Source organism: Aerosakkonema funiforme FACHB-1375 (assembly GCF_014696265.1).
In the GTDB taxonomy this organism is placed as follows: Bacteria; Cyanobacteriota; Cyanobacteriia; order Cyanobacteriales; family Aerosakkonemataceae; genus Aerosakkonema; species Aerosakkonema funiforme_A.
This window is the reverse complement of record NZ_JACJPW010000030.1, coordinates 1-22,673: the sequence shown is the minus strand read 5'-3', so window position 1 is coordinate 22,673 and position 22,673 is coordinate 1. Positions and strand designations below refer to the sequence as shown.

The 22,673-nt window shown below is 44.9% G+C and carries 19 protein-coding genes; 16 read left to right on the top strand and 3 right to left on the bottom strand.

Annotation, left to right across the window (positions count from 1 at the left end; all coding sequences use genetic code 11):
* Positions 1-258: 258 nt before the first annotated feature.
* The 9 genes from H6G03_RS13325 (at position 259) to proX (ending at position 11,208) form a co-directional block, all read left to right on the top strand.
* Positions 259-1,644 (top strand): methyltransferase domain-containing protein, encoded by a 1,386-nt coding sequence (locus H6G03_RS13325; RefSeq protein WP_190464864.1) that lies wholly within the window; start codon positions 259-261, stop codon positions 1,642-1,644.
* 168 nt (positions 1,645-1,812) lie between these two features.
* The gene (locus H6G03_RS13320) at positions 1,813-2,811 is read left to right on the top strand and encodes an aromatic ring-hydroxylating oxygenase subunit alpha (protein WP_190464863.1); all 999 of its coding nucleotides are present in this window, start codon (positions 1,813-1,815) and stop codon (positions 2,809-2,811) included.
* Positions 2,812-2,880: 69 nt separating this feature from the next.
* Complete coding sequence (locus H6G03_RS13315; RefSeq protein WP_190464862.1) at positions 2,881-3,882, top strand: aromatic ring-hydroxylating oxygenase subunit alpha; 1,002 nt, start codon at positions 2,881-2,883, stop codon at positions 3,880-3,882.
* Between the two features lie 13 nt (positions 3,883-3,895).
* Positions 3,896-5,692, top strand: a complete 1,797-nt coding sequence (locus tag H6G03_RS13310; protein WP_190464861.1) for a thiamine pyrophosphate-dependent enzyme — start codon at positions 3,896-3,898, stop codon at positions 5,690-5,692.
* Positions 5,693-5,773: 81 nt separating this feature from the next.
* Positions 5,774-6,877 (top strand): TauD/TfdA family dioxygenase, encoded by a 1,104-nt coding sequence (locus H6G03_RS13305; RefSeq protein ID WP_190464860.1) that lies wholly within the window; start codon positions 5,774-5,776, stop codon positions 6,875-6,877.
* Positions 6,878-6,904: 27 nt separating this feature from the next.
* Complete coding sequence (locus H6G03_RS13300) at positions 6,905-7,651, top strand: CmcI family methyltransferase (protein WP_190464859.1); 747 nt, start codon at positions 6,905-6,907, stop codon at positions 7,649-7,651.
* A gap of 219 nt (positions 7,652-7,870) precedes the next feature.
* Positions 7,871-9,067, top strand: a complete 1,197-nt coding sequence (locus tag H6G03_RS13295; protein WP_190464858.1) for a quaternary amine ABC transporter ATP-binding protein — start codon at positions 7,871-7,873, stop codon at positions 9,065-9,067.
* Positions 9,068-9,151: 84 nt separating this feature from the next.
* On the top strand, positions 9,152-10,156 hold the full coding sequence (locus tag H6G03_RS37995; RefSeq protein ID WP_190464857.1) for an ABC transporter permease: 1,005 nt from the start codon (positions 9,152-9,154) through the stop codon (positions 10,154-10,156).
* Positions 10,157-10,266: 110 nt separating this feature from the next.
* Positions 10,267-11,208 carry a glycine betaine/L-proline ABC transporter substrate-binding protein ProX gene (gene proX / locus H6G03_RS37990; protein WP_190464856.1) on the top strand — a complete coding sequence of 314 codons (942 nt, stop codon included), beginning with the start codon at positions 10,267-10,269 and terminating at the stop codon, positions 11,206-11,208.
* Between the two features lie 3 nt (positions 11,209-11,211).
* On the opposite strand, the gene H6G03_RS13280 is transcribed toward proX, so the two are convergent.
* The 3 genes from H6G03_RS13280 to H6G03_RS13270 form a co-directional block, all read right to left on the bottom strand.
* On the bottom strand, positions 11,212-12,186 hold the full coding sequence (locus tag H6G03_RS13280) for an alpha/beta hydrolase (RefSeq protein ID WP_190464855.1): 975 nt from the start codon (positions 12,184-12,186) through the stop codon (positions 11,212-11,214).
* 410 nt (positions 12,187-12,596) lie between these two features.
* Complete coding sequence (locus tag H6G03_RS13275) at positions 12,597-13,022, bottom strand: nuclear transport factor 2 family protein (RefSeq protein WP_190464854.1); 426 nt, start codon at positions 13,020-13,022, stop codon at positions 12,597-12,599.
* Positions 13,023-13,170: 148 nt separating this feature from the next.
* Positions 13,171-14,598 (bottom strand): monooxygenase, encoded by a 1,428-nt coding sequence (locus tag H6G03_RS13270; protein ID WP_190464853.1) that lies wholly within the window; start codon positions 14,596-14,598, stop codon positions 13,171-13,173.
* A 329-nt stretch (positions 14,599-14,927) separates the two neighbouring features.
* Here H6G03_RS13270 and H6G03_RS13265 point away from each other — a divergent pair, with 329 nt between their 5' ends.
* The 7 genes from H6G03_RS13265 to H6G03_RS13240 form a co-directional block, all read left to right on the top strand.
* Complete coding sequence (locus H6G03_RS13265) at positions 14,928-16,766, top strand: carbamoyltransferase family protein (RefSeq protein WP_190464852.1); 1,839 nt, start codon at positions 14,928-14,930, stop codon at positions 16,764-16,766.
* Between the two features lie 12 nt (positions 16,767-16,778).
* The gene (locus H6G03_RS13260) at positions 16,779-17,183 is read left to right on the top strand and encodes an SxtJ family membrane protein (RefSeq protein WP_190464851.1); all 405 of its coding nucleotides are present in this window, start codon (positions 16,779-16,781) and stop codon (positions 17,181-17,183) included.
* Positions 17,183-17,347 carry a DUF5989 family protein gene (locus H6G03_RS37985; protein WP_255512226.1) on the top strand — a complete coding sequence of 55 codons (165 nt, stop codon included), beginning with the start codon at positions 17,183-17,185 and terminating at the stop codon, positions 17,345-17,347. The genes H6G03_RS13260 and H6G03_RS37985 overlap by 1 nt, the downstream gene beginning before the upstream one ends.
* Before the next feature lie 57 nt (positions 17,348-17,404).
* Positions 17,405-18,772 carry an SGNH/GDSL hydrolase family protein gene (locus tag H6G03_RS13255; protein WP_190464850.1) on the top strand — a complete coding sequence of 456 codons (1,368 nt, stop codon included), beginning with the start codon at positions 17,405-17,407 and terminating at the stop codon, positions 18,770-18,772.
* Positions 18,773-19,022: 250 nt separating this feature from the next.
* Positions 19,023-20,396, top strand: coding sequence for a guanitoxin biosynthesis MATE family efflux transporter GntT (gntT, locus tag H6G03_RS13250; RefSeq protein WP_190464849.1), 1,374 nt, complete (start codon positions 19,023-19,025; stop codon positions 20,394-20,396).
* A gap of 498 nt (positions 20,397-20,894) precedes the next feature.
* Positions 20,895-22,370 carry a monooxygenase gene (locus H6G03_RS13245; protein ID WP_190464848.1) on the top strand — a complete coding sequence of 492 codons (1,476 nt, stop codon included), beginning with the start codon at positions 20,895-20,897 and terminating at the stop codon, positions 22,368-22,370.
* Between the two features lie 71 nt (positions 22,371-22,441).
* The coding region (locus tag H6G03_RS13240; RefSeq protein WP_190464893.1) for a hypothetical protein at positions 22,442-22,673 on the top strand (232 nt) is incomplete at its 3' end.

The window sequence follows — 22,673 nt, the reverse complement described above, 5'->3', positions numbered from 1 at the left end:
TTTACGTCAATTTATCAGAAAATTACCACTGTGTCAACTTCCTTCTTACCTCCAGTAACTATGAGTTACTTAAAAAAGTTATTCTGCCCAAAACTATAATTCTGTCGGGTAACACACTATCTTTCCAGATCGATTAATTTAATCATCAAGCAATTTCTTAATAAAGTGTAAATATACTTAACAATTTAGGAGTGAGAAAGGCTTTAGGATAATGGGGTAAGATCTAGCGATCGCCTACATTTTACGCAGAGTGTAAAAATGGACTTTCATCTAGATACTTTATCAAATCTGCCCAATGTTACAGTTTTTACGGCTTATCAAAAAGAGGAATTGGAAGAGGTATATCAAAGTCTTGCTTGGGGCTATTTCGGCAACTTGTCTGATGTCAGCAATCAGGACTTTCAGAAAATCTGGGGGAGAACGAAAAATGATACGATATCCAGTAGCGATCTTACAGCCTCCTCTCGCCTTCTCATTGTCCGCTGCGGTAAGGGCAAAACTGCGATCTGGTTAGCCCAGCAAACAGGATGTGAAGTTGTAGGAGTAGATATGAGTGAAGTCTGCATCGCCAACGCGATCGCACAAGCTCAGAACCACCCTTCACTGCGTCTTTCTTTCCACCAGGCAGAAGCAACAAGCCTGCCTTTCCCAGACGGATGGTTCACCCACGTTCTTTGCCAAGGAACTCTCGCCAAAATTCCGGAAACCGAACTAGCTTTAGGTGAAATTCACCGCGTTCTTCAGGAACGCGGTACTTTTATGTTTGATGAAATGGTAACCCCAGGATCGGCTCTCAGCGAAGTAGTTGCCACACAAGTCGATCGGCAAGAGGAACTTACATCAACTTGGAGTCCCGATGACTGGAGGGAAAAACTCGCGCAGCTAAGCTTTTTGGTGTTAGAAGCAGAAGACTTGAGCGAAATAGTCAAACAAAACGGCAAAGTCTTGTCCCAGATGCAACAACTCGATCGATCCGAACAGAGCTATTTGGATCGGAAGATCTGGGAAGCGATCGACTCTGGTAAAGTAGAATGGTGGTTTTACAAATGCCAAAAAGTAACCAACTGGCTGTCTTGGATCTGCGATACTTCCAATACAGAAGAACTCCGGCTTAAATACGACATCTGGGCTAGCGCCTACGAAGCTGATGTGGAAAAGCATTGGCGATTTATGACTGAGAATGCCGCACTTACTCTCGAAAAAGTGCTGCCCGTCAAGGAGGCTTTCATCCTCGATGCTGGCGCGGGAACGGGGCTCGTGGGCGAGGCTCTAGCCAAACGGGGATATACCAATATAGTAGCTGCGGATCTTTCAGAGGAGATGCTGGCTTCTGCTAGAAACAAACAGGTTTATAAGGTTCTGCACCAATGTAATTTAGAAGATCCCCAGGCTTTTGACTCCTTGGAGACTTTCGATGCCATTATCGCGGCGGGTATGTTTGCCTATGCCCACGCTGGTGTTGGGGTCTTACAAAATCTGTTCCGTTTTTTGAAGCCAGGAGGGTTATTTGTGGCGACAATGCGATCGGATTACTACAAGGAGATGGAACGAGCGCTTTTTGAGTTGCCGTGGAGCCTAATTGCTCAGTCAGAGTTCAAGATATATGAGAATGAAGTAATGTATATTTTAGTTTTCCGCAAGTAGGTAACTACTCTGTCTCAATCAAAGATTAAAACGGTTCTTTAGTTTTGAGGATGCCGATCTTTGGCAGCGGGGAGTAGGACACCGGCGGAGAAAATGTTGATGTATTAACTTTTGCATAGAGATTCCCAAAGCACCTTTGTTAGCCAAATTAGGCGCTCTCTGTAATTTATGATCGAAGACCCAATCTTATTCAACGACTGGCACGTCGTAGCCAAGGTAGAAGACTGCTCACCCGGTAAAATTTTCACTGCACGCTTGTTAGGAGAAGACTTGATTCTATGGCGTCCGGAAGGACCTAATTCTCCGATCCAAGTGTGGCAAGATTACTGCCCTCACCGAGGTGCTAGTCTGTCCTTGGGAGAAGTGTGCGATCGCACTTTAATTTGTGCCTATCATGGCTGGGAATACGATACAGCAGGTAAATGCAAGTATATTCCGGCGCACCCAAACCAAGAGCCGCCAGAGAAAGCCCAAATCAAAACATACCAGTGTCAGGAACGCTACGGTTGGGTGTGGGTATGCCTGGGCAGTCCCAATGGTGATGTACCTTCCTTCCCAATTTGGGACGATCCCAATTGCGCTAAGTTCTGGTGCGGTCCGTTAAAGTGCAATGCGAGTGGATTTCGGTTGATGGAGAGTTTTGTAGATATAGCCCATGTCCCTTTCGTCCATAGGCACAGTCTCGGTCCATCTAACCCCCAAATAGAAGACTATGAGGTGGTAGTCACAACCGAGGGAATTAGTATCCCCGAAAGAATGTTTCAGATGGACAGCGAGGGTAAGCAGACGATCGAGGTAGCAACTAGCTTGACGAAGGTTTCTTCTCTGTTGACTGTATCCGTTTTTACGGAAACTAAACAAGGGCCGTCGCCCGGTCGAACTGCTTGGCTGGCAGCAATCACACCTGTTGAGGAGGAAAAGTGTCTGCTGTGGACTTGTGCGGCGATCGATCTAGACAGTAGCTTAGTGCCCCAGTGGGGAAAGATGCACGAACGGCTGCTATGGGAAGATATTCGGATTGTCAATTCTCAACGACCCGCACGTCTGCCGCTGGGATTGGCCACAGACTCCCAATGGCCAGCGAATTTGCACGTTCCGAGCGATCGCTGTACCGTGATTTACCGCAAATGGCTCAAGGATAAAGGCGTCACTTTTGGCGTATGTTAATTTCCGTAAGCGATCTCTCAAAATTTTCAACCAAGTCTGTATTTTATTGAAAAACTTTCCGACTCAATTATGATCGCAGCCGATCCGATTTTACTCAATGACTGGCACGCAGTCGCCAAGGTAGAAGATTGTCCACCAGGGAAAATTCTCACTACACGCCTATTAGGAGAAGACCTGGTGCTATGGCGTCCATTAGACCCGCAAGCGCCAGTACAAGCATGGCAAGACCGTTGCCCCCACCGAGGTGCCCCTTTATCCTTGGGAAAAGTATGCGATCGCACTCTGGCTTGTGTGTATCACGGCTGGGAATACGATCCAACAGGTAAATGCGTCCTGATTCCCCCTCATCCAGCCTTAGAGCCTCCTGCGGGAGCGCAGATTAAAACCTACCATTGTCGGGAACGCTATGGTGCCGTGTGGGTATGCTTGGGGACTCCCTCTGCCGATGTGCCTCCCTTCCCAGAGTGGGACGAACCCAATTGTCTTCAGATCCTGAGCGAACCTATACACGGTAATGCTAGTGGTTTTCGCTTGGTGGAAATTGGTATAGATTTTACTCATTTCCGTTATCTCCACAACCAAACTGAATGCAATCCGCAAGTCCACGAAGATTTTCAAGTGGAAATGACGACCGATGGAATTACTGTCTGCGAAAGACACTTTCCGGATGCAGATAGCCAAGGCAAGCGAGTTACCTATACATCCACTTCATCCATGAAGATTCCTCATCCGTTGAGGTTATACAGTTACATAGAAATTACTCAAGGGCCGTACAAAGGGCGGTTCGCATTCTTGACAGCAATAACGCCAGTTGAAGAGGAGAAGAGCGTGCAGTGGAGTTTTACAGCCACGAACATGGATAAGGCTATGCTCCCACAATGGTTGGTGTTTAACCAGCAAGTGCAACAAGAAGATGTTTGGATGGCAGAACGCCTACAACCAAAACGAATGCCGCTCATCCCTCCCACAGACAACAAATGGCCAGCCGATTTGCACGTTCCGAGCGATCGATCTTCGGTTACTTACCGCAAATGGCTTAAACAAATAGGTGTTACTTATGGCGTTTGTTAATAGGTAAATATTTGTGGAACAAGAGCAAACTTCCTATTACATAACTCTGCCATCTGAACTGGGTGAAAAAGATCGCAATATTACCCTGGTTCAGATCCTCTTAAAATACCTTGAACTGGAGGGTGTCACTAAATTATTTGGCATTCCCAGTACGGCTATGAAGCACTTGTTGAACGAATTAAAGAACCAAAACGACAAATTTGACTACGTTATCTGCCGTCAGGAAACTGGGGCAGCTTTCATGGCAGATGGCTATTTTCGGGTGACAGGTAAACTGGGGGTGGTATTGGTTGCTTGTGATGCCGGTTTGCCCAATGCTTCAACTGGAATTCTCAACGCTCAACACGACAAATCCGCTTTGTTGGTCATTAGTGTAGAGCCGTCAGTAGAAAATTATAGCAACAGCCACATCTTAGATGAAGTTGAGATTAGCGAGAATATTAATGCTGTCTACCGCAATATCTGTCAGTACAGCGATCGCATCCACAGTCCCAAAACTTTCCAACCAATTTTGACTCAAGCATTGCGAAATGCACTGGCTATTCCATCTCGTACTACTTGTATCGGTTTGTCGGACAAACTCGCTGGCAGTTACCTATCTGAGGCGATGGCATTTCCCACTAAGCCAGAATATTATCGCGCAATTCCCCAATCCTCAAGTCCTCATCAAGTGCAACAGGCATTTGATTATCTCACTCATGCCAAACAGCCACTAATTTTATTGGGGAACGGATGTCGCCAAGTACTTCGCGATCGCCAGAAACTGGAAAAATTCAAGTCATTTGTGGAAAAGTTTGCCATTCCAGTGATGACAACTCCCGATGCTAAGGCCATTTTTCCAGAAAGTCACTGGTTGTCATTCCGAAATTACGGCGTTGCTGGCTGCAATTGGCCTAAATACTATCTGGAGAGTTCTCATTACGACGCCCTGATGGTGATGGGATCTAGTCTGGGTAGATACAGTACAATTCCTCCTCAAGCAGGCAAAGAACTGTTGATTCCCAAGGGTGCTTTGATTCAGGTGGATCTAGATCAAAGCGCGATCGCTCGCTTCTTCCCCGTCCAACTAGGAATTGTCGCAGAAATCGGCACCGTAATTGACAATCTGTTTGAGCTAAGCGATCGCACTCAAGCAGACGAACCAACTGTAGCAGAGCGTCGGGCATCGATCGAACAGATCCGGGAAACTCACTCACCGTTCCTCGAACCGCAAAAGCGCAATTCTGAAGCTGCACCTATCCTACCGCAAGCTTTGATGAAGTGTATCAACGATAACGAAAAGCTGCGTCAAGGAGGTCATATCTTTATCGATAGCGGTAACTCTACCCACTGGGCATGGCACTACTTGGAACTCGATCCACCAGTCCAATTTCACGTTTCCTCTACGATCGGGCCAATGGGATTCGGCACTGCTGGTGCGATCGGCGGTAAAATAGGCTCGCCAAATCAGGTTTGCGTAGCCATTACTGGCGACGGCGGCTTTATGATGCAGGGGAATGAAATATCGACCGCTGCCCAGTACAATGTTGGTGTCGTTTGGGTAATCCTTTATGACAATGACTTGAATATGATTAGTCAAGCCATGAATCAGTATTTTCCAGAGCCGTCAGTCTGGAAAAATTACTATCAGCTGGGAAAACCCGATCTCGTTAAGTTTGCCGAAGGACTCGGAGCAGATGCTTATGAGGTTCGCACTCAGGCGGAAATGCGGCTGGTATTTGCAGAAGCGCTCTCAAAAGCAGATACTAATAACAAGCCTCAAGCGATCGTTGTTTATATAAATACAGAAGAAATACCACCTTGGTTTTAATTTCAGATTTGAGATTTCAGATTTATCAAAATTTGAAATCTCAAATCTGCCATCTGAAATTTAATTTAGGAGTTCCTGCTTATGCAAGTTATGCAAGAAAAACAATTTGTTACGATCGGCGGTAAACGCTTTCACTATACCTGGTTGCGCGACAATTGTCTGAATTCTCAAAATCGTCATCCAGATTCCCTCGAAAAACTGAATGACATTTGCGATCGCCCCGCACACCCAGAACCGAAGTTTATCGAAGAGCGCGATGGCAACTTGATCGTTGACTGGAACGAAAATCCCCCTCTCCGCAGCGTTTTTCCCATTTCTTGGCTACTCGCTCACACTTGCGATCCACAACCTCAATCTCCGATCGGCGAAAATGTGATTCTGTGGGACAAAGCTTGGTTGGAAGCCAACCCGATCGAGTGGCCCGATGTTCGTAAATCAGATTTTAAAATTTGGATGAAGCAATTGTTATCTCTAGGATTTATCATCCTGCGAAATATTCCCCTAGAAGAACTTGATGCCTTTATCTCATCCTTCGGCCCAGTCCGCAACACCGAATACGGTGACATCATGACACAAAAAGTCGGCAAAGACTTAGCTGCAACCAGTCACGGCATCCCACCCCACAACGATCTGACTTTCTGGTACGGACATCGGACAACACAATTTATCCATTGTGCAAAAAACGAAGCATCTGGCGGACAAACATTTACGATCGATGGTTTTCGCGTCGCCAAAGACTTTCGTGAAAATCATCCAGACTATTTTCAAATTTTGGCAGAAACTCCCATACAATTTTGGCGCGTTCAACACGAGCATCAATATTTCTTTCGTCCGGTAGCTTCTATCATCGAAGTAGATAAAGCAGGTAATGTTACCGCCATTCGCTTCAGTCATAAAAACTGCGTGCCGCAATTACCGTTCGACCAATTAGAGCGTTTTTATGAAGCTTATACTGCCTTCTCTCGGTATCTTAATAATCTCGATTACCAATACCGTTTTCGCCTGACTGCCGGAGATTGTCTGCTCATCCAAAACTTCCGGGCTCTCCACGGCAGGACAGATTACGATGCTTCTGTCGGAGTGAGAGATTTTAGGGTAGCTTATATGGAATGGGACTACTTTTTGGCAAGATACTTTTATCAACGCGAGTTGGAAGCAACCCATTTCGCTATCAATGGAAATTAACTTGAAAGTAGCAAGGAAAAAAACGGAATGAGCTACCAAAGCGTTGTCAAAGCAGCAATCCACAAACAGGCTCCTTTCAAACCAAATCGGTTTGCCAAAATTTCTGAAAGAAAAGATCGATGCGATATTCCAGCACCTGCTTGGCGATCGCTCTTGGAAAACGCTTACTTCCAAACTTGGAAAGGAATACTTTTCGATAAAGGGCCAACTGAAATGGCTCTTTATCCCATGCTTTTGTACGAACTCAAACCGAAAACAATTATTGAAATTGGAGCATTAAGCGGTGGTAGTGCCATTTGGCTAGCCGATCACTTGGAAATGTTCCAAGTAGAAGGTCGTGTCTATGGTATAGATATTGACCTTTCCCTCCTTGATGAAAAAGCAAAAACTGACTCGCGAGTTCATTTTTTAGAGGGGGATTGTAATAATATGGCTGCCATAATGCCACCGGAAATGCTTGCAACGCTCGCTCATCCTTGGTTAATCATAGAAGATGCTCATGCTGATGCAGTAGGAGTTGTTGAATATTTTCACAGTCACGGCGTCCAAAGTGGAGACTACTTGATTGTCGAAGATACCAATCAAACTATGTGGGAGTTGGAATGGGATGATTGGGACGACCAAGAAGTATTAGAAAAAGGAAAACGTAAATTAGAGGAGTTGAAAAGCTGGTTAATGAATCATAAAACCGAATATCTAATCGATACATACTATCAAGATATGTACGGGTATAACGGCTCGAAAAACTGGAATTCAATCCTGAAAAAAGTATGAAAAAGAAGTCAAAAGTTAGGATATGGGTGGGGATAAGCTTAATACCATCGAGCGAGCCGAGCGAAACACATACTTTAATTATAAGTGCCAAAAATATAATTGGCAAGCAGCTAGATTAAATTAGAGGTTGAAAATGAATTATGGTTATTTATTGTGAAATAATTAATTAGGGAAAACATTAATTTTGGGGAAATTTAGTAATTAAATTGAGAGGTAATAATGGAAAATTTACAACCTAAAGTAAGAATTGAAAATTTGATCAAAATTTATGGAGAAAACCCGCGCTTAGCTCTCCAAATGTTTCGCGAAGGTAAAAGTAGAGATCATATTAGGCAAGCAATAGGTCATGTTGTAGGCATTGCAAATGTTTCTTTGACAATCAATCAAGGCGAATTATTCGTCGTAATGGGATTATCTGGTTCGGGAAAATCGACGCTAATACGCTGCATTAACCGTTTGAACGATCCTACCAGCGGGCATATATATATAGATGACGAAGACATCGCTCACGTTGAGGAAAAAAGACTGCGAGAAATTCGCCTGCTCAAAATCTCAATGGTGTTTCAAAATTTTGGGTTATTCCCCCACAAGACTGTGGCTGAAAATGTTGAGTACGGTTTAAAAGTGCGGGGAACGGACAAAACTTCTCGCCACCAAAAAGCCCTAGAAATCCTGGAAACAGTAGGTTTAACTGCATGGGCTTCTTATTTACCCGCTTCCCTGAGTGGGGGAATGCAGCAGCGGGTAGGGCTAGCCCGTGCCTTAGCTACAGATGCTGAAATTTTACTGATGGACGAACCATTTAGCGCTCTCGATCCCCTAATTCGACGTGAAATGCAGGAGGAATTGCTGCGCCTGCAAAAACAGCTGCACAAAACGATCGTCTTTATCAGCCATGATATTCACGAGGCGCTGAAATTAGGAGATCGCATTGCCGTCATGAAAGATGGCAGCATCATTCAAATCGCCACTCCCGAAGAACTGGTTACCAACCCTACCGATGATTATATCCGCGCTTTCATCCAAGATGTCAACCGCGCCCAAGTCATCAAAACTGGTACTATTGCTCGTCAAATAGTTCCTTTAATTCTCGGTGAAGACAACGATCCTAGCGCCGCACTAAAGCAAATGTTACATTACGACTGCAACGATATGTATATTGTCGATCGCGACGGCAAACCTGTTGGTACCGTCAATAGAAAAACTCTGGAAACCGCCATTTCACAAGGCAGGGATGACATCAGCCAACTGATGCAGACCCACTTTCCCCAAGTTAATGCTTCCACGAGGTTAGAAAATACATTTCATCTCTGCCAACAAGGACTCCCTATAGCCGTAGTTGATGGGGAAGGATTTTTCAAAGGAGTTGTTGAACAATCAGATGTTCTTGTTAATATATTAACGATGCCCAACTAGCCGTCAGCTGATTGACCGCCTTTAGGGGCTAGAACAGCGGACGAGTAAAGCAGCAAAAAGGCAATCCCAAATCCCAAATCTAAAATGTTAAATTATTTGGCTTTATCCAGTTACTTCATTGCCTTAAGTCAAGGAAGACTTGATGTTATCTTAAATCCCTTTAAACTTTATACCATACCCATTCAAGATTGGATTAACACCGGCGTTAATTTACTGGTCGATCGCTGTCGTCCCATCTTCCAAATCATTCGGATTCCTTTTAGCTTAGCACTTGATGGCATAGAATGGCTGTTCCTTGCTATTCCTCCCCTGATTTTGCTGCTAATTCTTGGCTTGACAATCTGGCAACTGGCTGGGCGAAAAATTGCTATTTATAGCGTCATTGGGCTCATATTCCTTGGCTTTTTGGGGGTGTGGGAACAAACAATGATGACACTTTCTCTCATGGGGACAGCAGTATTATTTTGTGCGGCGATCGGCGTTCCCATTGGCATTGCTTGTGCCAGAAGCGATCGCCTGGAACAATTTGTCCGCCCTGTACTTGATTTTATGCAAACCCTGCCGCTGTTTATCTATCTCGTCCCTGTAGTAATGCTGTTTGGCATTGGCAAAGTGCCGGGAGTAATAGTTACATTAGTTGTGGCTATACCACCTCTAATTCGCCTCACCAACTTGGGCATCCGGCAAGTGTCAACAGAAGTAGTCGAAGCAGCGATCGCTTTTGGTTCGACCCCGAAACAAGTGCTGTGGGAAGTACTTCTTCCCCTCGCGATGCCCAGCATCCTGACCGGTTTGAATCAAACAATCTTGATCGCCTTATCAATGTCGGTGATTGCCTCGATGATTGCCGTGCAAGGACTGGGAATGATGGTATTACAGGGCACCAGCAGCTTGAATGTAGGACTGGCTGCCGTAGGCGGATTGGGGATTGTTTTGATTGCGATTATGCTCGATCGCATTAGCCAAGCAGTAGGTGAAGCCGATCGCCAAGTTTCCTGGTTCGAGCAAGGGCCGATCGGTTTTCTCCTCTCCCAGTTAAACATAATAAAAAAAAAGAGAATTCAAAAGAAACCGAGTTTGTTGAAGTAAATACCAAAAAAGTACTGACTTTGGTTGCCCTAGCAGCAACATTGCTCGTGGGTTTAATCTTCTACCTGCCAACTTCTAGGGCAACTACAGAATCAAAATCAGTCATAAAAATGCCCATTAAACGAGTAATTGTACGCTCTGCCTATGATGCTCCCCAAGATAAATTTATTGCAGAAATCGTTGACATCGCTCTGGAAAAGCTCGGTTACGAGATTGCACAACTACATCAGTTTAGTAACATCTCTCTCCTGCACGCTGCTTTCGCCACCGACGAAATCGATTTCACGGCTGTCTACTGGGAAAAATTGTACGAAACATTCTTTCAAAAAAGTGGCGGCGAACAAAAATTACAGCGACTGGGAGAGATTACTGCTAATCTCCCTCAAGGTTATCAGATCGATCGAAAAACCGCCGAGCAATATCACATCACTAACTTGGGACAACTGCAAGACCCCAAAATTGCCTTTCTTTTTGACTCGGACGGAGATGGTAAAGCAAATTTAGCTGGTTGCAGTGCGGGTTTGGGTTGTGATGAAATCATCAATCATCATTTAGATATTTATGGGCTGCGGGATACTGTTGAGCATGATGTAGGAGAATTATCAGCCTTACACGCAGATCTGATTGCTCGTTACAGGCAAGGAAAACCAATCCTTTACTATACCTGGAGTCCCATGTGGTTGGAGGCAATCTTAAAACCAGATGAGGATGTTGTTTGGTTAGAAGTTCCCTTCACCTCAATACCAGAAAAATTTGGCAAGTTTACAGAAAAAGACACTTCGATAAATGGAAGAAATCTCGGATTTATTGTAGATCGGTTGCGCGTTGTGGCGACAAAAGAATTTTTAACAGCTAACCTAGCAGCCAAAGCCTTGTTTGAACGAGTACAAATTCCGATCGAAGATATCTTGGCCCAACAACTTCTCTACCACTCTGGTGAAGATAGCTCAGCAGAGATTCGACACCATGCCGAAGAGTGGGTAAACAAGCATCAAAATTTATTCGATCGCTGGTTACAAGAAGCTAGGGAAACCGAGAAAGCTTTTGGTTAATTCTTATTTTGTGAAAGCGCGACGCAGAGCTGTTGCACTCTGGACTAGCGCCTTTTCACGTCCCTCAGTTACGCCCTGGATATAGATAAAGCCATGAATCATATCTTCATAACAGGTATATTCAACTTCAACTCCAGCATTGCGTAACTTTTTTGCGTAGTCTTCGCCTTCATCAACAAAGGGATCGAATCCGGCGGTGATAATCAACGCAGGTGGTAAACCGCTTAAATCCTCTGCTAATCCAGGCGAAGCCCGATGGTCGAACACATCTGCCTCACTGTTGAGGTAGTGGTTATTACACCATTCTATGATTTTCTCAGTCAGAAGATAGCCCTGACCATACACCTCACGAGAGGGAAATTTGGGGGCAATATATATATTTGGGTACAGCAGCAGTTGAAAAATCAGACTCGGACTGCCATTGGCTTTAGCCAGTTGGGTAACTACAGCCGAGAGGTTGCCCCCAGCGCTATCGCCACCTACAGCTATTCGTGTCGGATCTCCTCCCAATATCGAAGCATTTTGGGCCACCCACTGGGTAGCGGCAAAAACATCCTCCACCGCCGCTGGAAATTTGTGTTCCGGTGCCAGACGATAGTCAACTGAGACCACAATACAATCTGCTTGTTTACACAAGTGGCGACAGATTGGATCGTGAGTATTCAAGTCACAGAGTACCCAACCACCGCCGTGGAAGAAAACCAGAATCGGGAAAGGCGTATCTTTGTTTACTGCCTGTGGTGTGTAGATCCGCACTGGTATTGTTCCTGCTATTCCGGGAATTTCGCGATTTTCCACAGAGTACAAGGGAAGAGATTCTGTATTTATAGATACCTGCTCGGCGTATTGCCTCTCAAGAATACGTGCCTCAGTTGGTGAAAGTTCCCAGAGTTCGGGAGCATTGCTGGCTTCAAGCTCCTTCATCATGGCAATCCATCCTGGATGTAGTTGTCTTGATGTTTTAGGTTTCGTTTCCATAAATTTAGTTCGATCGTTTTTAACTATATTATGAATCACGATCCACAACAAATTTACGTCAAATAAAACCGATTTCTGCCTAAGTCATCGAGCTTAATTTTTATTAAAATCCCTCATCTGAAAAAACTTTAATTTGGATATTCCAGGAAAGTAAAAATAGTCCCGAACCGACTCGACTGCGTGCCGAAGAGTCGATTAATAAACATCAAAAGTTGTTTGATAGCTGGTTAGAAAAAGCTAGAGAAGCCAAAAAAGCATTTGCTAGTGCAAATCTCTAGCTTGATGTAGATATACATTTAGGACATTTTGTCAAGTCAAAATTAGATGCGATCGCCCTGGGATTTCGTCATTCCGCTGCCACGGGGTTGTTAGGCTCCTATGCGTTCTTGGCAAGTCAAAAGATATCGTTATTACCACGAGTCCAAAGCACTGCAAACTTCCATTGCTTGATTTTCCAATCCGATCCGAATCAATCCGGCTGTGTAGTAACCGCCCATTTCAAAGGTGTTATCTCCTTGATCGTTGGGCAGAAAGTGCATTGCACTCACATGAGCTACACAGATCGCGGTATCATCTGATATTTCCACAACATGGTTAGTGATTTGATGCTGAGTAGCTTTCAATCCGGATAAATCTTGGCGAGCAGCATTAACCATTTCTTCTGGCTGGAAACTTGCCACTGGTATTCCAATTGAGGAATAATCAACCTCAACGGGATTGGCGAAAACGTTGTGAAGAAGCTCCCAATTACGCAGATCGATCGCTAACCCATATTGATTAACGACTTCAATAATTTTCGCTCGATCGGTTAATTTAGCTAGCAAGTCTTCAGTCATAGTTGATGAATTCAGAACTTGAAGTAGACATACGGAGATACAATAGCACATTTGGGAGTTTGTAGAGACGTTTTATACAACGTCTCTACACTTCATCCCCTCGAAAACCGCTATAACTTCATCCCCAAAGTTACGTTTGCGATCGCAACTAACTATGTGTCCTGTTAAGCTGCATAGCGGGATCGGGATCTGAAGCAGAAGCGTTCAACATTTCAGGCTCAGTCGTAACTGTAGCGTTGAATTCATTGATTCGCCTGAGTTCCTCCTGGTTATTATTTACCATTACAGTGGCATAGAGGTCGCACATTTCATCTTTTGAGTACATTCCCCAAGTTACCGTTTTCGGAGGATCGTTTGGGTTATATGGATTATCGCTGGAATTGTCAAAGTAGGCTTCCATCTCCAGCTTTGTGCCTTTCGGCAAGTTCAACGGATGCGAATATTCGTAATCCAATTGCCAGTTGAAGTTCCAGTCTTTCACCGAGATCATCGGTTCGATCGTACCATCTGGAAGAATTGCTCGAACTTTCATCTCTCGACCGAGAAAGTGCATATGGGGCTTGACATCAATGACTTGCACATCAATCGGAATTGTTCTAGTAGCGGTGACTTTATAGTGTGGCTCCCCAGGGGGTATTTCCAAGTTATACTGTCCGAATAAAAGTTTGGTGGCCAGCTTCTGCGGTTTGGTGGAAGCCAGGTATATTCCCACACTGGATCGATCGGTCATCCCATTTGCAGTTGCGGGGTAATGGTTTTCCAAAATCAGATCCGAGCCTTGAGGGATTACGCTGGAAACCCCATCAGGTAAGTAGTTTGCCAACATTCCCGGTGTCCACATATAAATAATATCCGCCCAGTGATTCTTATTCTCCCCCAGGCATGGATATCCTAAACCTGGATATTCTGCATCCCATCTACGTGCCTCATCACTTGCAGCTTGATGTAGATTCGCATGGTGAACAGCTTTGTAATTACCTGGTTTTATTTCTATTGCCCTAACGTACAGGTCTTCCGGCAGATTGAGCGGCAGTACAAAACATTGATATCTGTCTCCATCTGCGGCTTCAACTGTGTATGGTTGTGGTACTTTTAGGATCAGGTCAGGCAATCCTAGTTGCCAGCCTCCCTCCGGGAATTCTGGTGTTGGTGGCAAATCGGCTGCATCGCCCTCGACCGTACCTGTGTTCAACCATTCCTGAATCAGGGCAATTTCTCGATCGCTCAAACGTCGCGAATTTTTGAACTCTCCATACCCAGGCACGGCTTTCCACGGTGGCATATAGCGCGAAGAAGTTGCCCAAGCTATTTCTTCGGCGTGATTTGCTGCATCTTGGTAAGTTAACAACGAGAAAGGGGCAACCTGACCGGGGCGATGACAGGTAGCACAATTCTGATTGAGGATAGGTGCAATATCTTTGGTGTAAGTTACCGATGTCGTCGGCTGATTGCCAGCTTGACTTAATGAAGCAATAGATTCATTCGCCAAACTCACAGGTACGCCAACTGCGAAGGCGGCGGCGAGTATAACTGCCAAGACTAGAATAACTCGATAAATAGTGAGCGCTGGTTTCATCTGTCTATGAATTTGGCAAAAAAGCCATATATACTCGTTAAACGAGAAGCTATTATAGGCGCAAAGCAACTCAATACGTTGCTTGTATCCCTAAAAAAGCTCTCGCGTACCTGTGGTGATTAAGATACTTGAATGTCCCACTGTAGGTAAGCAAGAATCCCCGTCTCTTTAGCACTGGGGAGGAGCGAGCCTTATGGATTTATAATTAACGCAATTCTCCTTGATACGCCCTTTGGTTCCCATTTGTTCAGATTTTTTCCCACTCGTGGGTGGCCTACTTGGTGTAACTTAAGGGGACAAAAGGTTTCGATCGGTTTTGGAAAGCAGCAATGAATATTATAGGTATCTCAGCTTACTATCACGATAGCGCCGCCGCCCTGATCGGAAATGGTGAGATTGTAGCGGCTGCACAAGAGGAACGATTTACAAGAAAAAAGCACGATCCAAGTTTTCCTAGCCAAGCGATCTCTTACTGCTTGAGAGAAGCCGGAATCCAGCTTCAAGACTTGGATTATATAGTCTTTTATGAAAAGCCATTTACTAAATTCGATCGACTCCTAGAAACATACCTAGCCTATGCCCCAAAGGGGTTTCGCTCTTTTATTACCTCCATGCCAGTCTGGCTCAAAGAAAAGCTTTACCTTAAATCAGTCATAAAAAAAGAACTTGCCAAACTGGGAAATTGCCAGCCCTCTCAACTACCTCCCCTGCTCTTTACGGAACATCACCAATCTCACGCTGCCTCAGCCTTTTTCCCCAGTCCTTTCGAGCGTGCTGCGGTTCTTTGCCTCGATGCTGTCGGTGAATGGGCAACAACTTCCCTCTGGTTAGGGGAAGGCAATCAGCTAACACCCAAATGGCAAATTGACTTTCCGCACTCCTTGGGGATGCTTTATTCAGCTTTTACTTACTACACCGGTTTCAAAGTTAACTCTGGTGAGTATAAGCTGATGGGATTAGCACCTTATGGGGAACCCAAATATGCAGACTTGATACTTGACCATCTGTTAGACCTCAAAGAAGATGGCAGTTTCCGGTTGAACATGGAATACTTCAACTACACCACCGGTCTAACTATGACCAACCAGAAGTTCGACACTCTATTTGGTAGCCCACCCCGTAAACCAGAAAGCAAGCTGACCCAACGTGAAATGGACATAGCTGCCTCTGTTCAAAAAGTAACTGAGGAAGTGGTGTTGCGACTGAGCAAAACGGTACACCAACAGCTGGGTGAAGATTATTTGTGTCTGGCTGGTGGTGTAGCTCTCAATTGCGTCGCCAATGGTAGAATTTTGCGAGAAGGTCCTTTCAAAGATATCTGGATTCAACCTGCTGCCGGTGATGCCGGGGGTGCTATAGGAGCTGCCTTGGCGATTTGGCATCAGTACAAAGATCGACCTCGCTCCTTTAAAGGTAGAGATACCATGCAGGGTTGCTATCTTGGGCCTAAATTTAGCCAATCAGAAATTCGCGCTTATCTAGATACAGTTGGCGCTAAGTACGAGCAACTAGAAGATAACGAACTCCTACCAAAACTGGCAGAAATTTTAGCTCAAGAAAATGTCGTGGGCTGGTTCTCCGGTCGGATGGAATTTGGCCCTCGCGCATTGGGGAGTCGATCGATTATTGGCGATCCCCGCAGTCCCAAAATGCAGTCTGTCATGAATCTGAAAATCAAATATCGGGAATCTTTCCGCCCCTTTGCCCCATCAGTTTTAGCCGAACGAGTTTCAGATTACTTTGAAATCGATCGCTCCAGTCCTTATATGCTACTTGTCGCTCCTATCAAAGAGAATTTGCGCCAGACGATGAACTCCCAGCAACAGCAACTATTCGGGATAGATAAGCTGAACGTTCCTCGCTCTACCATTCCTGCTGTTACCCATGTGGATTACTCAGCCCGGATTCAGACAGTTCATCAAGAAACCAATCCCCGATATTATGAACTCATCCGTCATTTTGAACAGAAAACTGGGGCAGCAGTATTGGTGAATACTTCCTTTAATGTTCGCGGTGAGCCAATTGTCTGTACTCCAGAGGATGCCTATCGGTGCTTTATGCGTACTGAGATCGACTATCTGGTGCTGGAGAATTTCTTGTTGGCCAAGTCTCAACAAGGGCAGTTGGAACAGGATGATGCTTGGAAAAAAGAATTTGTGTTGGATTAGAGGAACAGCTTCATGGAGGAAATTCCACAACTTAACAAAAAAGAACTGCGAGATTTTGGACTGATCGCTGGTACAATTGTAGCGGTTTTGTTTGGCCTATTATTGCCGTGGCTTCGCGGTCATACCGTGCCGCTTTCGGCATGGATTATTGCTGGAGTTCTCTGGGTTTTGGCTGCCTTAGTTCCGACAGGACTTGGGCCTGTTTATCAAGTCTGGATGCGAATTGGACTTGTGCTTGGTTGGGTCAACACTCGCATCATCCTGGGAACTATTTTCTTTGCTTTAATGATGCCGATGGGCGCGATTATGCGGCTGTTCAATCAAGACCCAATGGCTCGAAAGTTTGATGCAAATCTAAAAACTTATTGCCGACCGAGCCAGGAAATCACAATAGCAAGTATGGAGAAACCTTTCTAATGTTTGAGACGACACTTGACCTGTTTAAAGACCTCTGGAAATTCATGAAGGAGCAGAAAAAATACTGGCTTGCTCCGCTGATAATGACTTTAGTGATTCTCGGTATTTTGATTACATTTGCTCAGAGTTCTGCGGTGGCACCATTTATCTATACCATATTTTAACAGACGACATACTTGGGTAAAACCAAGAAATTAACACCAGGCACAGGCTAAATAATTATGTTGACTGCCAACGAACTATTCGACGAAGCCTATTATCTAAATAGCAACTCAGATGTAGCAGTAGCCGTATCAAGGGGCGAGTTCAGCACTGGTTTTCTCCACTACAACCAATTCGGTCAATTTGAACAACGCGACCCCAGCGCCTATTTCGATACCAGCTATTATCTGCAAAAATATCAGGATGTAGCTAGTGAAGTAAACGCAGGAAAGACCACAGCGTTTACACACTTCATCAACTTCGGTCAAATTGAAGACCGCAACCCCAACCAGCTGTTCGATACTAAATATTATCTGCAACAGTACCAGGATGTGGCTGCTGCTGTTAACACAGATATACTCACCGGCATACAACATTTCATCGAGTTCGGTGACCGTGAAGGCCGCGCCCCTAGCTCCTTTGTCGATACCAACTTTTACCTGGGCCGGAATACAGACGTAGCTAATGCAGTCAAACAAGGCACAATTGGAGCGACAGAACATTTCATCGCCTTTGGTAGCAAAGAAGGTCGCATTCCCCGCCAGCTGTTCGATAAGATATACGTCTTTGGCGACAGTCAATCAGACGATGGGAATTTATATGCTATACTAGGAGGTTTCTTGCCACCAAGCCCGCCTTATTTTGGCGGACGTTTCACCAATGGCCGGGTATGGACGGAATATCTGGCACCGCAACTGGCATTACCAGTCGATCCTGCCAATAACTTTGCCATTGGCGGCGCTCAAACGGGAAATGAGGATGTGATTAGCTTTGAGGGCGCACCTCCCGCGCCACCATTGCAGAAGCAAGTTGATAATTTTGTCGCCACTCATCCGGTAGCCGACCCGAAAGCACTTTATGTAGTGTATGCCGGAGGTAATGATTATCTTGTTGGCGGAGCAACAGAAGCTGGGCCGACAATTAATAATCTTGCTACAGCGGTAACAAAACTGGCCGCTATTGGTGGGAAAAACTTTATGATGCCGAACTTACCAAACCCATCCGGCTCTCCCTTCTCGGTTAGTCAAAGTCCTGAGTTTCAACAATCATACACACAATTAGTTGACCAGCACGCCAGCATTTTGGCAGCAACTATACCAAATCTAGAAAAAAGCCTGAATATTAACATTATTCCTGTAGATTTTACTGGGTTTCTCAGGCAAGTGCGGGCCAATCCCCAGAATTACGGAATCACTAACCTCGGCAATGTGGTACCGGGTGCTGGTGGTAGCCCGGAAGTAGCCAATTTTACACTACCACCAGGGGTTAACCCAGACCAATATTTGTATTGGGATCTAGCACATCTAAGTACCCACACCCACCAATTAATTTCAGAAGCAGCTTTGAGGGCAACTACGGCTATAGGGGAAGTTGTGGAAATTTTATAAAGTGAAATTTGCTCAGATTACCCTGTCGGGCAAAGCAGCGTCGAGCCGATTCCAGATGGTTGGCGAAAAGTAATGTAAACTAAGATTAAATTTGGATTAGTGCAGCACGGCAGAAATAAACCACCAGTTGAACAAAGCTGACTAGCTGACTTGACAAGCAATATCCCTTCTGCCGTCTGCCGTCTGCCTTCTTGCACTAGCCTGTACCTAGAGTCGCTCTGTTTGGCCTGTAACTTACTCGAATTAATCGATGAATTTGACCATTTCAAATCAATACAATTTTCTCGGTCGCTTCTTCCGACTGGCTCTTGCTAACACAGTTTCATACATCATGGAGCCATTAGCTGGTTTAATCAGTGTGGCTTTTTTAGGTCACTTATCAGATATTAATCAGTTAGTTGGGGTGGCTCTGGCTACAGTCCTGTTTAACGGCATCTACGCTATTTTGTCTTTTGTACGAATGAGTACTACAGGGATAACCGCTCAAGCTGTAGGGCGAAACGATCGAGAGGAAGTTCTTCTGACAGGACTGCGTAATGTTTTAATTGCTGTAGGGATAGGTTTACTCATCTTGGTTTTGCAGTACCCGTTGCGAGAAGTAGGGTTTGTGCTACTAGGTGGTACTCCAGAAGCCAAAGCTTCAGCTTTTGATTATTTCAACGCCAGGATTTGGGCAGCCCCTGCTGTGATGATCAACTTTGTCCTGTTTGGTTGGTTTCTGGCTCAAGAGATGAGTGGCAAGGTGTTGCTGATGTCCTTTGTTGGCAACACCAGCAATGTGCTACTAAACTACTTGTTTATTGTCCGGTGGGACTGGGGAAGTACGGGGGCTGGACTTTCCCAAGGTATTACCCAGTATCTAGTGTTGTTGGTAGGATTGATTTTTTTATGCCTACAAGTCCAGTGGCAAGAATTAAAAACGGCGGCAGTAAAAGTTTTTCAAAAGTCAGGTTTTAAATCTGCCTTTACTCTTAGTGGAAACTTATTTGTCGCCATGATAGTTACCATCTTCTGTTTCAACATTTTCCAAGACCTAAGTTCCAATATGGGGACGATTATCTTTGCTGAAAATACTTTGATGATGCAGTTGGTTAACTTAAACTTCTACTTGATAGAGGCAGTGTCATTGGCTACAGAAAGCCTCAGCGGACAATTTGTAGGCAAAAAAGCTAATGAGCAGTTAATGCCTGTGGTGGGAGTCTCTGTAGCAACCAGTCTACTGCTGGGACTTAGCATATCTCTTCTGACTGTCTTCTTCCCTGAAAATGTATTTGGGCTGTTAACCGACCATACCGAAGTAACTGAAACTATTGATATCTATGTGCGGTGGTTACTACCCGTTATGGGAATTTGCTCGATTGCTTACATATTTGATGGCTACTTCTTGGCTTTAACAGAAGGGCATACGGTTCGCAACGTTACTTTAGTCGCTATGGCTGCGGGATTTCTGCCTGTGGCTTTAGGCGCTGTATATTTTCACAGTAACCATCTGTTATGGTTCGGTCTGTCGATGTTTATGCTTGTAAAAGCAATAATGTATGGAGTACAGCTACCCAGGACGTTTAGGAGCGATCCGGAGGAAGTGACTCTGAAAACAGAATCTCAAGTTACAGGATTGAATTAATTTACCGAGGGAGTTTGGGGAGCTATAAGCTCAGCTTTTTGAGTTCTTCCGGTTATCTGGTAGTATCTGACCATATGTTCGGATTCTCGATGCGGATAGACGAATTGTAGTTTTTACTATGGCATCATATTGCCGTCAACTAAAAGCTCTAAACGCAAGTATTTCCCCAGAATTTTACCAAAATTTAAGATTGTCCCAAATCTGCTTCCTCTCCTCCATTTTTTTATTCGGGAAGCGTTGCTCTAAAACGCTTTCCTAACCAGAATTTAGGAGTCATAAATCGACTTCCTCTTACCCCTTTTTTGCTTCGTGAAGCACTACCATAAAACTACGAACAAATTGATAAATTCCAGACTCCTGAACTAGACGAGGGAATCAAGATTTGGTATGAGTAACTTAGGCAAGGGATTTTTCAGTTGGTTGTGAATTTTTGGCGATGCGCTCAAGATTGGTACTTGTTCGATCGGCAAATCTATATGCCTCAAGAATGACACAGAGATGAAACCAGCAGTGAAGATTTATAGAGTTATTATAGTTTTGGTAATTATCGTCACAGCTAGCTTCGGAGTTGGTATACCTGTAAGCTTGGCGACTGACTCTATTTCAACATTTCGTCAAACAGGAAGCAACGAGCCGAGTGAGGTAACTTACACCAAAGATATTGCGCCTATCCTGAATAAGAATTGCGCCACCTGCCATCGTCCCGGTCAGATTGCCCCCTTTTCTTTGTTAACTTACCAAGATGCGGCAACTCACGCGATGGAAATAGCCTGGGCGACGTCATCGCGCTATATGCCACCGTGGAAAGCAGCACCGGGCTATGGAGAGTTCAAAAATCCGCGACAGTTGAATGAGCAAGAGATTGCGCTGATTGAGCGATGGTTAAATGAGGGTACACCAGAAGGGAACCCCGCCGATTTGCCACCAACACCAAAATTCCCGGAGGGAGGCTGGCAACTAGGTTTGCCTGACCTGATTCTAAAAGTACCAGAACCCTATACGGTTAAAGCTACAGGGATTGACCAATATCAATGTTTTGTACTGCCGCTAAATCTACCAAATGACCTGTACATTAGGGCAATAGAAATCAAACCGGGCAACTCCAAGGCTGTTCACCATGCTGTTGTTTATCAAGCTGCAAGTGATGAGGCACGTAGATGGGATGCACAATATCCTGATGTGGGGTATCCGTGTCTTGAGGTGCCTAAAAGTCACGAGGGGGGATACGGTCTTTACACTTGGACACCGGGAACTTCTCCCGACTACTTACCTGATGGAGTTGTGAGATTAATTCCAAAAGGCTCAGATATTATTCTGGAAAACCATTACCCCCCAACTGCAAACGAGATAACAGATCGATCGACTGTGGCAATATACTTGGCCAAGACGGAACCGCAGAAGCTGGCCATTGAAATTCCATTCGGACAGCCCAACTTGAGTATTCCCCCAGGAGAGCCGCGCTATAAAGTTACTGCTGCTATGACAATTCCGATCGATTTACAAATACTCGATATCATGCCCCATATGCACCTTCTGGGTCGGGAGATGAAAGTGACAGCAACTCTTCCAGATGGTACGGTCAAACCGATGATCTGGATTAAAGACTGGGATCGCAACTGGCAAATGGAATACCAGTATAAAGAGCCGCTCAATTTGCCTAAAGGTACAAAGCTGGAAATGGTAGCCTACTTTGACAATTCCAGGGATAATCCACGTAACCCGAACGATCCTCCCAAAAGGGTGACTTGGGGAATGAGTGCAAAAGATGAAATGTGCGACTTCATCATCACTCTAATAGTACCGAACAATCAGGAGGAACTAAAGCAGGTAAATGAATTCTACAGCCAAGTCCTTTCAGAATATGAGGCCGCTATGCGTGCCCGCGCTCGTAGGTTGCACGCAGCCCATAACGGCGACCCTACCTTTGCGGCTGCCAAAGTAAGTGACTCTCTCCAGCTTAGAACAGCGTATTAGGTCACTTTGCGCCTATAATAAATTCTTGATTTGACAAGTGTATGCGGCTTTTCAGCTAATCTTATAGAAGAATGAAACCAGGGCACAATATTTATCGGGTTATTCTCATTTTGGTAGTTATGCTCACAGCTGCGTTCCTGATTGGCATACCTGTGAGTTTAGCGAATGATTATATTACCACAAAAAGTGAAGCTGGGAACGAGCCAAGTGAGGTAACTTACACCAAAGATATTGCGCCTATCCTGAATAAGAATTGCGCCACCTGCCATCGTCCCGGTCAGATTGCCCCCTTTTCTTTGTTAA

Bases quoted from the DNA above. Each gene is read 5' to 3' on its own strand.
- proX (WP_190464856.1), top strand. From the start codon at position 10,267: ATGCCCATTAAACGAGTAATTGTACGCTCTGCCTATGATGCTCCCCAA.
- H6G03_RS13320 (WP_190464863.1), top strand. From the start codon at position 1,813: ATGATCGAAGACCCAATCTTATTCAACGACTGGCACGTCGTAGCCAAG.
- H6G03_RS13280 (WP_190464855.1), bottom strand. From the start codon at position 12,186: ATGGAAACGAAACCTAAAACATCAAGACAACTACATCCAGGATGGATT.
- H6G03_RS13275 (WP_190464854.1), bottom strand. From the start codon at position 13,022: ATGACTGAAGACTTGCTAGCTAAATTAACCGATCGAGCGAAAATTATT.
- H6G03_RS13305 (WP_190464860.1), top strand. From the start codon at position 5,774: ATGCAAGTTATGCAAGAAAAACAATTTGTTACGATCGGCGGTAAACGC.
- H6G03_RS13295 (WP_190464858.1), top strand. From the start codon at position 7,871: ATGGAAAATTTACAACCTAAAGTAAGAATTGAAAATTTGATCAAAATT.
- H6G03_RS13255 (WP_190464850.1), top strand. From the start codon at position 17,405: ATGTTGACTGCCAACGAACTATTCGACGAAGCCTATTATCTAAATAGC.
- H6G03_RS13315 (WP_190464862.1), top strand. From the start codon at position 2,881: ATGATCGCAGCCGATCCGATTTTACTCAATGACTGGCACGCAGTCGCC.
- gntT (WP_190464849.1), top strand. From the start codon at position 19,023: ATGAATTTGACCATTTCAAATCAATACAATTTTCTCGGTCGCTTCTTC.
- H6G03_RS13245 (WP_190464848.1), top strand. From the start codon at position 20,895: ATGAAACCAGCAGTGAAGATTTATAGAGTTATTATAGTTTTGGTAATT.
- H6G03_RS13260 (WP_190464851.1), top strand. From the start codon at position 16,779: ATGGAGGAAATTCCACAACTTAACAAAAAAGAACTGCGAGATTTTGGA.
- H6G03_RS13300 (WP_190464859.1), top strand. From the start codon at position 6,905: ATGAGCTACCAAAGCGTTGTCAAAGCAGCAATCCACAAACAGGCTCCT.
- H6G03_RS37985 (WP_255512226.1), top strand. From the start codon at position 17,183: ATGTTTGAGACGACACTTGACCTGTTTAAAGACCTCTGGAAATTCATG.
- H6G03_RS13270 (WP_190464853.1), bottom strand. From the start codon at position 14,598: ATGAAACCAGCGCTCACTATTTATCGAGTTATTCTAGTCTTGGCAGTT.
- H6G03_RS13265 (WP_190464852.1), top strand. From the start codon at position 14,928: ATGAATATTATAGGTATCTCAGCTTACTATCACGATAGCGCCGCCGCC.
- H6G03_RS37995 (WP_190464857.1), top strand. From the start codon at position 9,152: ATGTTAAATTATTTGGCTTTATCCAGTTACTTCATTGCCTTAAGTCAA.
- H6G03_RS13325 (WP_190464864.1), top strand. From the start codon at position 259: ATGGACTTTCATCTAGATACTTTATCAAATCTGCCCAATGTTACAGTT.